Annotated in this window: 14 protein-coding genes; 6 read left to right on the top strand and 8 right to left on the bottom strand. The window is 72.4% G+C overall.

All coding sequences use genetic code 11. The features are described 5' to 3' along the window. The first annotated feature begins 165 nt into the window (after window positions 1-165). Window positions 166-1,503: a M28 family metallopeptidase gene (locus EES43_RS04665; protein WP_124267503.1), complete on the top strand. Its 1,338-nt coding sequence runs from the start codon at window positions 166-168 to the stop codon at window positions 1,501-1,503. 55 nt (window positions 1,504-1,558) lie between these two features. On the opposite strand, the gene EES43_RS04660 is transcribed toward EES43_RS04665, so the two are convergent. Together EES43_RS04660 and EES43_RS04655 are read right to left on the bottom strand one after the other, a co-directional pair. Continuing rightward, entirely contained in the window at window positions 1,559-2,773 is a 1,215-nt protein-coding gene (locus EES43_RS04660; RefSeq protein WP_124267502.1) for an acyl-CoA dehydrogenase family protein, read from the bottom strand. Between the two features lie 3 nt (window positions 2,774-2,776). Continuing rightward, window positions 2,777-3,799, bottom strand: a complete 1,023-nt coding sequence (locus EES43_RS04655; protein WP_124267501.1) for a phosphotransferase family protein — start codon at window positions 3,797-3,799, stop codon at window positions 2,777-2,779. Window positions 3,800-3,978: 179 nt separating this feature from the next. On the opposite strand from EES43_RS04655, the gene EES43_RS04650 reads away from it, so the two are divergent. Next, the gene (locus EES43_RS04650; RefSeq protein WP_124267500.1) at window positions 3,979-4,914 is read left to right on the top strand and encodes an NADP-dependent oxidoreductase; all 936 of its coding nucleotides are present in this window, start codon (window positions 3,979-3,981) and stop codon (window positions 4,912-4,914) included. 19 nt (window positions 4,915-4,933) lie between these two features. On the opposite strand, the gene EES43_RS04645 is transcribed toward EES43_RS04650, so the two are convergent. The 3 genes from EES43_RS04645 to EES43_RS04635 are packed head-to-tail and all read right to left on the bottom strand — an operon-like array spanning window position 4,934 to window position 6,200. Next, a complete protein-coding gene (locus tag EES43_RS04645; protein ID WP_124267499.1) occupies window positions 4,934-5,248 on the bottom strand; it encodes a DUF202 domain-containing protein in 315 nt (104 codons plus the stop codon). Further along, window positions 5,245-5,640, bottom strand: coding sequence for a YidH family protein (locus tag EES43_RS04640; protein ID WP_124267498.1), 396 nt, complete (start codon window positions 5,638-5,640; stop codon window positions 5,245-5,247). Before EES43_RS04640 ends, EES43_RS04645 begins: the two co-directional genes overlap by 4 nt. 50 nt (window positions 5,641-5,690) lie before the next feature. After that, window positions 5,691-6,200, bottom strand: a complete 510-nt coding sequence (locus tag EES43_RS04635) for an NUDIX domain-containing protein (protein WP_124271783.1) — start codon at window positions 6,198-6,200, stop codon at window positions 5,691-5,693. Between the two features lie 110 nt (window positions 6,201-6,310). Here EES43_RS04635 and EES43_RS04630 point away from each other — a divergent pair, with 110 nt between their 5' ends. Further along, window positions 6,311-7,969: an FAD-binding dehydrogenase gene (locus EES43_RS04630; protein ID WP_124267497.1), complete on the top strand. Its 1,659-nt coding sequence runs from the start codon at window positions 6,311-6,313 to the stop codon at window positions 7,967-7,969. Window positions 7,970-8,087: 118 nt separating this feature from the next. Here EES43_RS04630 and EES43_RS04625 read toward each other — a convergent pair whose 3' ends face one another. Both EES43_RS04625 and EES43_RS04620 read right to left on the bottom strand, forming a co-directional pair. After that, window positions 8,088-9,485: a GntT/GntP/DsdX family permease gene (locus EES43_RS04625; RefSeq protein ID WP_124267496.1), complete on the bottom strand. Its 1,398-nt coding sequence runs from the start codon at window positions 9,483-9,485 to the stop codon at window positions 8,088-8,090. A gap of 11 nt (window positions 9,486-9,496) precedes the next feature. Next, window positions 9,497-10,006 carry a gluconokinase gene (locus tag EES43_RS04620; RefSeq protein WP_124267495.1) on the bottom strand — a complete coding sequence of 170 codons (510 nt, stop codon included), beginning with the start codon at window positions 10,004-10,006 and terminating at the stop codon, window positions 9,497-9,499. Window positions 10,007-10,148: 142 nt separating this feature from the next. Here EES43_RS04620 and EES43_RS04615 point away from each other — a divergent pair, with 142 nt between their 5' ends. The 3 genes from EES43_RS04615 to EES43_RS04605 all read left to right on the top strand — a co-directional run bounded on the left by EES43_RS04615 (window position 10,149) and on the right by EES43_RS04605 (window position 12,724). Further along, window positions 10,149-10,850 (top strand): FadR/GntR family transcriptional regulator, encoded by a 702-nt coding sequence (locus EES43_RS04615; protein ID WP_124267494.1) that lies wholly within the window; start codon window positions 10,149-10,151, stop codon window positions 10,848-10,850. A gap of 159 nt (window positions 10,851-11,009) precedes the next feature. Continuing rightward, window positions 11,010-12,095: an S-(hydroxymethyl)mycothiol dehydrogenase gene (locus tag EES43_RS04610; RefSeq protein WP_124267493.1), complete on the top strand. Its 1,086-nt coding sequence runs from the start codon at window positions 11,010-11,012 to the stop codon at window positions 12,093-12,095. After that, complete coding sequence (locus EES43_RS04605; protein ID WP_124267492.1) at window positions 12,095-12,724, top strand: MBL fold metallo-hydrolase; 630 nt, start codon at window positions 12,095-12,097, stop codon at window positions 12,722-12,724. Before EES43_RS04610 ends, EES43_RS04605 begins: the two co-directional genes overlap by 1 nt. A 12-nt stretch (window positions 12,725-12,736) precedes the next feature. Here EES43_RS04605 and EES43_RS04600 read toward each other — a convergent pair whose 3' ends face one another. Next, window positions 12,737-13,675, bottom strand: a complete 939-nt coding sequence (locus tag EES43_RS04600) for an RluA family pseudouridine synthase (RefSeq protein WP_124267491.1) — start codon at window positions 13,673-13,675, stop codon at window positions 12,737-12,739. Window positions 13,676-13,735 lie beyond the last annotated feature (60 nt).

The following is a 13,735-nucleotide window of genomic DNA, read 5'->3' as shown; positions in this document are numbered from 1 at the left end:
ACGGAGCACGGTCATTTCCTTGAGCATCGGTCACGCATTGCGCACCACCCGGGCCAGACCCGGCCGTTCCTCGCGCACCACCAGCTCCAGGACTCGGCCCCGTGCCGCGCGGCCGAGGACCCCCCGCACGTTCCGTCAGTCCCCAACGGAATCCGGAGCCCGTGAATGAGACCGAACCGCTTCACCCTGCGCAGAACCCCGGCGGCCGTGGCCGCCGTAGCCCTCACCGCCGCCCTCGCGGTCGCGGCCCCCGCCGCCCAGGCGGCCGGGACGGCGACCCCGGCGGCAGCCGCCGTCGCGGCGCCCGACATCCCGCTGGCCAACGTCAAGGCCCACCTCACCCAGTTCCAGTCGATCGCCACCGCCAACGGCGGGAACCGCGCCCACGGCCGCCCCGGCTACAAGGCGTCCGTCGACTACGTGAAGGCCAAGCTCGACGCGGCCGGGTACACCACGACCCTCCAGCAGTTCACCTCCGGCGGCGCCACCGGATACAACCTGATAGCCGACTGGCCCGGCGGCGATCCCGACAAGGTCCTGATGGCCGGAGCCCACCTCGACTCCGTCACCTCGGGCGCCGGGATCAACGACAACGGCTCCGGCTCGGCCGGCGTCCTGGAGACCGCCCTCGCCGTCTCCCGCGCCCAGTACCAGCCGGACAAGCACCTGCGGTTCGCGTGGTGGGGCGCCGAGGAGCTGGGCCTGGTCGGTTCGAGGCACTACGTCAACAACCTGCCGGCGGCGGAGCGTTCCAAGCTCACGGGCTACCTGAACTTCGACATGATCGGCTCGCCCAACGCCGGCTACTTCGTCTACGACGACGACCCGGTGATCGAGCAGACGTTCAAGTCCTACTTCGCCTCGCTCTCCATCCCCACCGAGATCGAGACCGAGGGTGACGGCCGCTCCGACCACGCCCCGTTCAAGAGCGCCGGCGTCCCCGTAGGCGGCCTGTTCAGCGGCGCGGGATACACCAAGACCGCCGCCCAGGCGCAGAAGTGGGGCGGTACGGCGGGCCAGACGTTCGACCGCTGCTACCACTCCTCCTGCGACAACACGAGCAACATCAACGACACCGCGCTGGACCGCAACAGCGACGCCGCCGCCCACGCGGTCTGGACCCTGTCCTCCGGCACGGGCGAACCGCCCACCGGCGAGGGCGTGTTCTCCAACACCACCGATGTCGCCATCCCGGACGGCGGGGCCGCCGTGACCTCCTCGATCGCGGTCACCGGGCGCACCGGCAACGCTCCCGCCGCACTCCAGGTGGGTGTGGACATCAAGCACACCTGGCGCGGCGACCTGGTCGTCGACCTGGTGGCCCCGGACGGGACCGCCTACCGGCTGAAGAACTCCAGCAGCGGGGACTCGGCGGACAACGTCGTCACGACGTACACGGTCAACGCCTCCAGCGAGGTGGCCAACGGCGCCTGGAAGCTGCGGGTGCAGGACACCGCCCAGCAGGACACCGGCTACATCGACAGCTGGAAGCTCACCTTCTGAGCCCCGGCGCGGTGCGGTCCGTGCGCGTCACGGGCCGCACCGCCCGCCGCCGTCCTCAGAGGAAGCGCTTGATCTCCCGCCGGGCCAGCGACCGCTGGTGCACCTCGTCCGGCCCGTCCGCCAGCCGCAGCGTCCGCGCCGCCGCCCACAGCTCCGCCAGCGGGAAGTCCTGGCTCACCCCGCCCGCGCCGTGCAGTTGGACGGCGGAGTCCAGGATGTCCACCACCGCGCGCGGAGTGGCGATCTTGATGGCCTGGATCTCGGTGTGCGCGCCCTTGTTGCCCACCGTGTCCATCAGCCAGGCCGTCTTCAGCACCAGCAGCCGCAGCTGCTCCACCGAGACCCGGGCGTCGGCGATCCAGTTCTGCACGACGCCCTGCCGGGCGAGCGGCTTGCCGAACGCCGTACGTTCCACGGCCCGGCGGCACATCAGCTCGATCGCCCGCTCCGCCATGCCGATCAGCCGCATGCAGTGGTGGATCCGGCCCGGACCCAGCCGGGCCTGCGCGATGGCGAATCCGCCGCCCTCCTCGCCGATCAGGTTCGCCGCGGGCACCCGCACGTCGTGGAAGACCACCTCGGCGTGACCGCCGTGGGAGTGGTCCTCGTACCCGTACACCCGCATGGCGCGCCGGACTTCGAGGCCGGGGGTGTCGCGCGGCACCAGGATCATCGACTGCTGGCGGCGCGGGTCGTCACCGTCCGGGTCGGTCTTGCCCATGACGATGAAGACGGCGCAGTCGGGGTTCATCGCCCCGGAGATGTACCACTTGCGGCCGCCCAGGACGTAGGAGTCGCCGTCCCGGGTGATGCGGGTCTCGATGTTCGTCGCGTCCGAGGAGGCCACCTCCGGCTCCGTCATCGCGAACGCCGAGCGGATCTCCCCGGCCAGCAGCGGCTCCAGCCACCGCTTCTTCTGCTCGTCGGAGCCGAACTGGGACAGCACCTCCATGTTCCCGGTGTCCGGCGCCGCGCAGTTCAGCGCGGTCGGCGCCAGGTGCGGCGAGCGTCCGGTGATCTCGGCGAGCGGGGCGTACTGGAGGTTCGTCAGCCCGGCCCCGTACTCCGCGTCCGGCAGGAAGAGGTTCCACAGCCCCTGCCGGCGCGCCTCGGCCTTCAGCTCCGGCACGACCGCCGGGGTGTCCCAGGGCGAGGCGAGCCGGGCCCGCTGCTCCTCCGCGGTCTCCTCGGCCGGGTACACGTGCTCGTCCATGAAGGCGAGCAGCCGGGAGCGCAGTTCCTCGGTGCGGGCGTCGAACGCGAAGTCCATGGGTCAGCCTTCCTGGAGGGTGGTGAGGCCGTGCTCGATGAACACGGGGACGAGATCGCCGATCCGGTCGAAGCCCGCGCCGACGGTCTGGCCGAGGGTGTAGCGGTAGTGGATGCCCTCCAGGATCACGGCGAGCTTGAACCAGGCGAAGGCCGTGTACCAGGCGATGGCCGAGGCGTCCCGGCCCGAACGGGCGGCGTAGCGCTCGATCAGCTCGGCGGGGGAGGGGTGCCCGGGAGCGCCGCTGGTGGTGGAGACCGGTGACCGCGGCAGACCGAGGTCGGAGCTGTACATGACGAGCAGCCCGAGGTCGGTGAGCGGATCGCCGAGCGTGGACATCTCCCAGTCCAGGACGGCCCGGATCCGGTCGTCCGGGCCGATCAGCACGTTGTCGAGCCGGTAGTCGCCGTGCACCACGGTGGGCGCGGGGGAGCTGGGCAGCGCGCGGCCGAGCGCGGCGCGCAGCTCGTCGATGCCGGCCAGCTCCCGGTTCCGCGAAGCCTCCAGCTGCTTGCCCCAGCGGCGCAGCTGCCGGTCCAGGAAGCCGTCGGGACGCCCGAAGTCCGCGAGAGCGACGGCCGCCGGGTCCACCGCGTGCAGGTCGACCAGGGTGTCGACGAGGGCGAGGACCGCCGCCCGGGTGCGCTCGGGGCCCAGCGGCGCCAGCTGCCCGGCGGTGCGGTACGGGGTGCCCTCGACGTGCTCCATGACGTAGAACGGCGCGCCGAGCACGCTGTCGTCCTCGCAGAGCAGCACGGGCTCGGGCACCGGCACGGCCGTCGGGTGCAGCGCGCTGATCACCCGGTGCTCGCGCTTCATGTCGTGCGCGGTGGCCAGCACATGGCCGAGGGGCGGCCTGCGCACCACCCAGCGGTCCGTCCCGTCGGTGACCGCGTACGTGAGGTTCGACCGGCCGCCCTCGATGAGCCGGGCCTCCAGCGGCCCGCCGACCAGGCCGGGCCGCTCGCGGTCGAGGTGGCGGCGCAGCGCGTCCAGGTCGAGACCTGGCGGGGGGACGGAACTCATGTGTCTGCCTCCGGGGTGACGGGACGATCGACGACCATCATGCCGACCAGTCGGTATGTCGTCCAGTCCCGTGCTGCCGGGAGCCGCGCGCCCCCGCCCCCGCCCGACCCGGCCGGGCCGTGGAGCGGACCGGTACGGCCCCGGTTGCGATGATCCTGACCTGCGCGGAAGGTCGGAGTATGAAGGCGATCAGCTACGGCGCGTACGGCTCGGCCGAGGTCCTGGAGTACGGCGAACTGCCCGACCCGAAGGTCGGGCCGGACTCGGTCCTGGTGAAGGTGCGGGCCGCGGCCGTCAACCCGGTCGACTGGAAGGCCCGCGAGGGACACCTCCAGGGCGGGCTGGACGCCGTCTTCCCGGTCATCCCCGGCTGGGACGTCTCCGGCGTGGTCGTGCAGCCCGGCGTGGCCGTCGACGAGTTCACCGTCGGGGACGAGGTGATCGGATACGTCCGCGAGGACTTCCTCTCCCGCGGCACGTTCGCCGAGTACGTCGCCGCCCCGGTGCGCACCCTCGCCCGCAAGCCCCTCCGGCTCAGCTTCGAGGAGGCCGCGGGCCTGCCGCTGGCCGGCCTCACCGCGTACCAGGTGCTACACCGCACCCTGCGGATCCGCGACGGCGAGACCGTGCTCGTGCACGCCGCCGCCGGCGGTGTCGGCTCGCTGGCCGTCCAGCTCGCCCGGCACGCCGGCTGCCGGGTCGTGGGCACGGCGAGCGAGCGCAACCACGAGCACGTGCGCAGTCTCGGCGGCGAACCGGTGGAGTACGGCGAGGGCCTCGCCGAGCGGCTGCGGGAACTGGTCCCCGACGGCTTCGACGCCGCCTTCGACACGGTCGGCGGCGAAGCGCTGCGGGTCTCGGCCGACACCCTCGCCCCGGACGGCAGGCTCGCCTCGATCGCGGACCGCGAGGTCTTCTCGTACGGCGGTCGCTACGCCTTCGTCCGGCCCGACGCGGCCGACCTCGCCCGCCTCGCCGAACTCGCCGAACAGGGCATCGTCAGCGTCCACGTGGACCGGGTGTTCCCGCTGGCGCGCGCCGCCGACGCCTACCGCCTCAACGAGATCGGCCGGACCCGGGGCAAGATCGTGGTCACGGTCGACTGGGACGCCTGACCGCCGCCCCACCGAGCGTTCAGACCAGCATGGCCGCGGCGAACACCGCCAGCGCCACCGTGCACAGCGCCGCGGCCAGCGCCTCCCGCGAGTCCAGGGGCCCGGGGCGGGGCGCGTCCAGGCGCAGCATCCTGCGGTGGGCCACCCGGAGGAACGCCAGCCAGGCCAGCGCGCTCAGCGCCACCGCGAGCACCGAGCCCGGCGTGATCCCGCCGTGCAGCGCCTGCCGCCCGGCCAGCAGCGCCGCCACCGTGGCCGCGAGCGTGGTGCGCCGCCACGACAGCCGGGTCCGCTCGGGCTGGAGCCCGGGGTCCCGCTCCGGCGCCGCGGTCAACGGCCCTCCCGGCCGAAGAGGACCACCACCACCATGGCGACGGCGACGACGGCGACCACCAGACCCAGCAGCGCCGGGAAGCGGGAGACCGGCAGATCCTCACCGCGGCGCATCGCCCGCTCGCAGCGCACCCAGTGGTCGACCGCCCGCAGGGCGCACAGCACCCCGGCCGCGAGCAGCCCCAGAGCGAGCCCCGTCCGCACGGCCCGCACCAGATCCGGCAGGAACTGGTCGACGGCGAAGCCGCCGCCGATCAGCGCCAGCGCCGTCCGGATCCAGGCGAGGAACGTGCGCTCGTTGGCCAGCGAGAACCGGTAGTCGGGAGTGTCGCCCTCCTCCCGGATCCGCTCCGGGGCGAACCACAGGCGGACGCGCTGCGCGATCGTGTTCACACCCGGCACCCTATCCGCCGCCTTCACGCCGTCGCCGAAGGCGGCGGGCCTCAGAGCGACCGGAGCGCCCGCAGCCTGCGGTACGTCTCCAGCCCGTCCGGCACCCAGGTCCACTCCGGAATCCGCTCCTCCAGCTCCGCGTCGGAGAGGAACGCGTGCCAGGCGACCTCCTCGGCCTGCGGCTCCACCGGAAGCTCGCACCGCACCTGGTAGACGGCCGACCACCAGGTGTGCTCGGCGCTGGAATAGAGGAAGCGGAACAGCGGCTCCGGCCGCGGGAGCCCGACGACCCCCAGCTCCTCCTCCGCCTCGCGCAGCGCCGCCTCGTCGTACGACTCGCCCGCGCCCACCACTCCGCCGACGAACATGTCGTAGTGCGAGGGGAAGACCAGCTTCGTGGCCGTACGGCGATGGACGAAGACCCGCCCCGAGGCGTCCCGCGCCTCGATGAACACGCAGCGGTGGCGCAGCCGTCGCGCGGTCGCCTCGCCGCGCGGGGCCTGCCCGATCACCTCGTCGTGCTCGTCGACGACGTCCAGGATCTCGTCAGAGGGCGTCAAGGGCGTCATACGGGCCATCCAACCGCACCCGGGTGGTTGACGTGGCAACGGCCGGTACCCAAGATCTGACGCACGAGTAACTTGGCTCTCGCCCCGACAGGATGGAAACCATGGCCTTCGACGCTGACGTGATCGTGATCGGGGCGGGACTCGCCGGACTCGTGGCCACCGCCGAACTGGTCGACGCCGGCCGCTCGGTGATCGTCCTGGACCAGGAGCCCGAGCAGTCCATCGGCGGCCAGGCGCACTGGTCCTTCGGCGGCCTCTTCCTGGTCGACTCGCCCGAGCAGCGCCGGCTGCGGATCAAGGACAGCCGCGAACTGGCCCTCCAGGACTGGTACGGCACGGCCGGCTTCGACCGTGAGCACGAGGACCGCTGGCCGCGCGAGTGGGCCGAGGCGTACGTCGACTTCGCGGCCGGCGAGAAGCGCTCCTGGCTCCACCGGCAGGGCGTGCGGCTCTTCCCGGTCGTCGGCTGGGCCGAACGCGGTGGCTACGACGCGAGGGGCCACGGCAACTCGGTGCCGCGCTTCCACATCACCTGGGGCACCGGGCCGGGCATCGTCGCGCCCTTCGAACGCCGGGTGCGCGAGGGCGTCGCCCGGGGCCTGGTCCAGCTGAGGTTCCGCCACCGCGTCACCGGCCTCGGCCGCACCGCCGGCGCGCTCGACACGGTGACCGGCGAGATCCTGGAACCGAGCGGCGCCGGGCGCGGCACCGCGAGCGGCCGGGAGGTCGCCGGGGCCTTCGAACTCAAGGCGCAGGCGGTGCTCGTCACCACCGGCGGCATCGGCGGCAACCACGACCTGGTCCGCGCCCAGTGGCCCGACCGGCTCGGCACTCCGCCCGCGAAGATGCTGTCCGGCGTCCCCGCCCACGTCGACGGGCTGATGCTGGGCATCGCGGAGAAGGCGGGCGCCAGCCACATCAACCGCGACCGGATGTGGCACTACACCGAGGGCATCGAGAACTGGAACCCGATCTGGGCCAAGCACGGCATCCGCATCCTGCCCGGCCCCTCCTCCCTCTGGCTGGACGCCCGGGGCAGGCGCCTGCCGGTCCCGCTGTTCCCCGGCTTCGACACCCTCGGCACCCTCGAACACATCATGAGGTCGGGTCACGGCTACACCTGGTTCGTGCTGGACCAGCGGATCATCGGCAAGGAGTTCGCCCTCTCCGGCTCCGAGCAGAACCCGGACCTGACCGGGAAGTCGATCCGCGACGTGATCGGGCGGGCCCGCGCCGACGTGCCCGCGCCGGTCAAGGCGTTCATGGACAACGGCGTGGACTTCGTCGTCGAGAAGGACCTCGCGGCGCTGGTGCGCGGCATGAACGCGGTGACCGGCGACGACCTGATCGACGAGGGCGAACTGCGCCGCGAGATCACCGCCCGCGACCGCGAGATCGCCAATCCCTTCACCAAGGACCTCCAGGTCACGGCGGCGCGCGGGGCCCGCAGCTACCTCGGCGACCGCCTCATCCGCACGGTCAAGCCGCACCGCATCCTGGACCCGGCGGCGGGCCCGCTGATCGCCGTACGGCTCAACATCCTCACCCGCAAGTCCCTGGGCGGGCTGGAGACGGACCTCTCCTCCCGGGTGCTGACGCCCGAGGGCTCGCCCCTGCCGGGCCTGTACGCGGCGGGCGAGGCGGCCGGCTTCGGCGGCGGCGGCGTGCACGGCTACCGCTCCCTGGAGGGCACGTTCCTCGGCGGCTGCCTCTTCTCCGGCCGGGCGGCCGGCCGCGCGGCGGCCGAGGCCGTGGGCTGACCCGGAGGGGCCCGGCCGACCTCCTGACGCGCACGTGAACGCGCCCGCCGCTTCCGTACGGGGAAGGGGCGGGCGCGTTCGCGGGCGGTCGTCGCGCGGTGGACGTCGCTCGGTGCCGCTACAACAGCAGCGACAGCAGCAGGATGAAGGCCATCGCCACGACGGAGATGATCGTCTCCATCACCGACCAGGTCTTCACCGTCTGGCCGACGTTCATGCCGAAGTACTCCTTCACCAGCCAGAACCCGGCGTCGTTCACATGGCTGAAGAAGAGCGAGCCCGCGCCGATGGCCAGCACCATCAGCGCCGCGTGGGTGGGGGACATGTCGGCGGCCAGCGGGGCCACCAGACCGGCGGCGGAGATCGTGGCGACCGTCGCCGAGCCGGTGGCGAGGCGGATCGCGACGGCGATCAACCAGCCCAGCAGCAGGGCGGGTATCGCCCAGTCCTCGGAGAGGTCCAGGATCATCTGGCCCACGCCGGCGTCGATCAGGGTCTGCTTGAAGCCGCCGCCCGCGCCGACGATCAACAGGATGCCGGCGATCGGGGCGAGGGACTTCTCCACGGTGCCGGCCAGCCGGTCCTTGGTGAACCCGGCGGCCCGGCCGAGCGTGAACATGCCGAGCAGGACGGCCGCGAGCAGGGCGATCAGCGGCGAGCCGATCACCGAGGTGACGCGCTGGAGACCGTTCTCCGGGTTGTCCACCACGATCTCGACGAGCGCGTTCAGCAGCATCAGGACCACCGGCAGCAGGATCGTCACCAGGGTCGCGCCGAAGCTCGGACGGCGGTCCAGCTCCTCCGACGGACGCTGCGGGATCATCTTCTCCGGCGGCTTGATGTCCACCCAGCGCGCGGCGTAGCGGGAGAAGACCGGGCCGGCGATGATCACGGTCGGGATGGCGACCAGCACACCGAGCGCCAGCGTCACGCCGAGGTTGGCGTCCAGGGCGTCGATGGCCACCAGCGGGCCGGGGTGCGGCGGGATGAGCCCGTGCATCACGGACAGACCGGCCAGCGCCGGGATGCCGATCCGCATCAGGGAGTAGTTGCCGCGCTTGGCCACCAGCAGGACCACCGGGATCATCAGCACGATCCCGACCTCGAAGAAGAGCGGCAGCCCGATGATCGAGGCGATCAGGACCATCGCCCAGGGCATGGCCCGGCCACTGGCCTTCGCCAGGATGGTGTCGACGATCTGGTCGGCGCCGCCGGAGTCGGCGAGCAGCTTGCCCAGGATGGCGCCGAGCGCGATCAGGACGCCCACGCTCGCGACGGTGGAGCCGAGGCCCTTGGTGAAGCTGGCAATCGTGTCGATCAGCGCGGCTCCGGCGAAGGAGCCGAGCGCCAGCGTACCGATGGTCAGCGCCAGGAACGCGTGCATCTTGAGTTTGGTGATGAGCAGGACGATGACGGCGATGCCCGCCAGAACGGCGATGCCCAGCTGGGCGTTGCCGGCCGAGGTGATCGGTTCGGCGGCGTCCGCTGCCAGCATCTCGACGCTGAGACTGGTCACGGTGATGATCCTTAACTGTCGAGCCGGCGCAGCGCGGCGACGGCTCGCTGGGTGATTTCCTCGGGGGTTCCGGACACGTCGACGCTCACTCCGGCCTCGTCCGCCTGGAGCGGCTGCAACGTGGCGAACTGGGAGTCGAGCAGCGCGGTGGGCATGAAGTGGCCCGTACGCCCGGCCATCCGCTTCTCGATCAGCGCCCGGTCGCCGGTCAGATGCAGGAAGACGGCGTCCGGCGCCCCGTCCCGCAACCGGTCCCGGTAGATCCGCTTGAGGGCCGAGCTGCTGACGACACCGCCGAGCCCCGCCCGACCGTGCGCCCACCGGCCGATGGCGTCCAGCCAGGGGCGGCGGTCGTCGTCGTCCAGCGGGGTGCCGGACGACATCTTGGCGACGTTCGCCGCGGGATGGAAGTCGTCGCCCTCGGCGTAGGGAACGCCGAGTTCGGCGGCGAGCAGGGGACCGATCGTGGTCTTGCCGGTTCCTGCTACGCCCATCACCACGACGACGTGGGGGGTGCTCATGGGTGCCTCGCTGTCTTCTTCGACATCGGTCCGTCGCGCGGTCCGTCGCGCTACTGAAACCTATTAGGTACGACTTATTCAAGAGACTGTGACACAAACGTCGTACTTTTTGATCGGATCACCCGCCCCGTAGGCTTGCCCCATGACCACACAGAGCCAGGGGCTGCATACACATGTGCTGGACACCCTGGGTCTGGAGATCTCCTCGGGCCAGTGCCCGCCCGGCAGCGTCCTGCGCACCGACGAACTGGCGCAGCGCTTCGACGTCTCCCGCACCGTCGTGCGCGAAGTCGTCCGGGTCCTGGAGTCCATGCACCTGGTCGAGTCCCGCCGCCGCGTCGGCGTGACCGTACGGCCCACCGAGACCTGGAACGTCTACGACCCGCAGGTCATCCGCTGGCGGCTGGCCGGCGCCGACCGCCCGCGACAGCTGCGCTCCCTCACCGTGCTCCGCTCCGCGATCGAGCCCGTCGCGGCGGGACTCGCCGCCCGCCACGCCACCGCCGGGCAGTGCGCCGAGCTGACCCGATGTGCCCTGGGCATGGTCGCCACCTCGCGCGGCCAGCAGCTGGAGGGCTACCTCGAACACGACATCGCCTTCCACCGGATCGTCCTCAACGCCTCCGGCAACGAGATGTTCGCGCGCCTCGGCGACGTGGTCGCCGAAGTGCTGGCGGGCCGCACCCACCACCAGGTGATGTTCGAGGACCCCGACCCGGCCGCCGTCACCCTCCACGTACGGGTGGCCGAGGCGGTGCGCGAGGGCGACGCCGACGCCGCCGAGCGGCTCACCAAGGAGATCGCGGTCGGCGCCCTGCACGAACTGGACGTGCTCGCTCCGTAGACCGCCCGCCGATTCGGCCCCCTCCGCCCGGGAGCGTACGGCCGGGGCGCACGGCCCGGGGCCGTCCGTCCTCGCGGCGCGGCGCCAGGACACCCTCGCTGGGCGTACGGTTGTTCGCGTTCGATCTTCGCGAAAGCCCAGGAGCAGGGAGAGCACGGTATGGCGCAGCAGGTGCAAGGGGTCATCGCACCGGGGAAGAACGAGCCGGTACGGGTCGAGACGATCGTGATCCCGGATCCCGGCCCCGGTGAGGCAGTCGTGAAGATCCAGGCGTGCGGCGTCTGCCACACCGACCTCCACTACAAGCAGGGCGGCATCAACGACGAGTTCCCGTTCCTCCTCGGACACGAGGCCGCGGGCGTCGTGGAGTCGGTCGGCGACGGCGTCACCGACGTCGCCCCCGGCGACTTCGTCGTCCTCAACTGGCGTGCCGTGTGCGGCCAGTGCCGCGCCTGTCTGCGCGGCCGGCCCTGGTACTGCTTCGACACCCACAACGCCCGGCAGAAGATGACGCTCCTGGACGGCACCGAGCTGTCGCCCGCGCTCGGCATCGGAGCGTTCGCCGAGAAGACCCTCGTCGCCTCCGGCCAGTGCACCAAGGTCGACCCCGCCGTCTCCCCGGCCGTCGCCGGCCTGCTGGGCTGCGGCGTCATGGCGGGCATCGGCGCGGCCATCAACACCGGACAGGTCGGCCGCGGCGACTCGGTCGCCGTCATCGGCTGCGGCGGCGTCGGCGACGCGGCGATCGCCGGAGCCCGGCTGGCCGGCGCGGCGAAGATCATCGCGGTCGACATCGACGACCGCAAGCTGGAGACGGCGAAGACGATGGGCGCCACCCACACCGTCAACTCCCGCTCCGACGACCCGGTCGAGGCCATCCGCGCCCTGACCGGCGGCAACGGCGCGGACGTCGTCATCGAGGCGGTCGGCCGCCCGGAGACGTACCGTCAGGCGTTCTACGCCCGCGACCTCGCCGGCACCGTCGTGCTGGTCGGCGTCCCCACCCCGGAGATGCGGCTCGAACTGCCGCTGCTCGACGTGTTCGGCCGCGGCGGCTCGCTCAAGTCCTCCTGGTACGGCGACTGCCTGCCCTCCCGCGACTTCCCCATGCTCGTCGACCTGCACCAGCAGGGCCGCCTCGACCTCGCCGCCTTCGTCACCGAGACGATCGGCATCGGCGACGTCGAGCAGGCGTTCGCCCGGATGCACGACGGCGACGTCCTGCGCTCGGTGGTGGTCTTCTGATGGCCGCCCGCGTCGACCACCTGGTCACCTCCGGCACCTTCGCCCTCGACGGCGGCGAGTGGGACGTCGACAACAACGTCTGGATCGTCGGCGACGACACCGAGGCGATCGTCATCGACGCCGCGCACGACGCCGACGCGATCCGGACCGCGCTCGCCGGCCGCACCCTGCGCGCCATCGTCTGCACCCACGCGCACAACGACCACATCGACGCCGCCCCGGCGCTCGCCGACGCCACCGGCGCGCCGATCCTCCTCCACCCGGACGACCTGCCGCTGTGGCGGCAGACCCACCCGGACCGCGCCCCCGACGGCGAACTCGCCGACGGCCAGGAGCTGGAGATCGCGGGGACCACCCTCCGGGTCCTGCACACCCCCGGCCACGCCCCCGGCGCGGTCTGCCTCCATGCCCCCGGACTGGCCACCGTCTTCACCGGGGACACGCTCTTCCACGGCGGCCCCGGAGCCACCGGACGGTCCTTCTCGCACTTCCCGACGATCATCGACTCGATCCGGGACCGGCTGCTCACCCTGCCGGGCGACACCGCCGTACGCACCGGCCACGGCGACGCCACCACGATCGGCGCGGAAGCTCCGCAGCTCGACGAGTGGATCGCGCGCGGCCACTGAGCAGCGCCGCCCTCATCCCCGGGGCCAGGCGGAGAGCCGCAGCCCGCTCGTGAAGCGGTGCGGCTCTCCGCTGACCGGGTCGGTGAACTCCAGTGCCCGCGCGAGCAGTTGCAGCGGCCGTTCCCACTCGTCCGGCGCGCCCTCGGCCTCCACCACCGGATAGAGCGGATCGTGGAGGATCGGCAGCCCCAGCGCGTTCATATGGACCCGCAGCTGATGCGTGCGCCCGGTGGCCGGCGACAGCCGGTAGCGGCCGAGCCCGCCCCGGTGCTCCAGCAGCTCGATCCGGCTCTCGCTGTTCGCCTCGCCCGGCTCCTCGCGGGCGGCGAGCACACCGCGCTCCTTGACGATGCGGCTCCGCACGGTCCGCGGCAGGACCAGCTCCGGATCGTACGGGGCCACCGCCTCGTACTCCTTGCGCACCAGCCGGTCCCGGAACAGCCGCTGGTACGCGCCCCGCTCCTCGGGCCGCACCACGAAGAGCACCAGCCCCGCGGTCAGCCGGTCCAGCCGGTGGGCGGGCTGCAGCGCGGGCAGCTCCAGCTCCCGCCGGAGCCGGGCCACCGCGGTCTCGGTGATGTGCCGGCCCCGGGGCGTGGTGGCCAGGAAGTGCGGCTTGTCGGCGATCACCACATGCGCGTCGCGGTGGACGACGCCGACCGGGAAGGGCACCGGCTCCTCCGGCGCGAAGTCCCGGTGGAACCAGAGCGACCGCCCCGCCGCGTACGGCTCGTCCCCGCCGACCGGGCGCCCGTCCGCGTCCACGAACCGCCCCTCGTCGAGCATCGCGGCCACCCGTTCCACCCCCACGGCCCCGCCGAACCGGGCGGCCAGATGCTCCCCGACCGACGCCCAGACCCCCGCCGGATCCTCCGGCAACCGCACCCGCACCGCGTCGACGCCGCGGCGCTGGGGGAGCGGAGCGGCGGACGGCTTCCTGCGGCCCCTCATCGTCGTCCCTCTCCGTAGCGGCCGGTCACGCAAAAGAGCCCCACCGAAGTGGGGCTCCTG

The sequence above is a fragment of the Streptomyces sp. ADI96-02 genome (assembly GCF_003846185.1).
In the GTDB taxonomy this organism is placed as follows: domain Bacteria; phylum Actinomycetota; class Actinomycetes; order Streptomycetales; family Streptomycetaceae; genus Streptomyces.
Note: the sequence above shows the minus strand (reverse complement) of the source record. Positions and strands in the feature narration are given on the sequence as shown.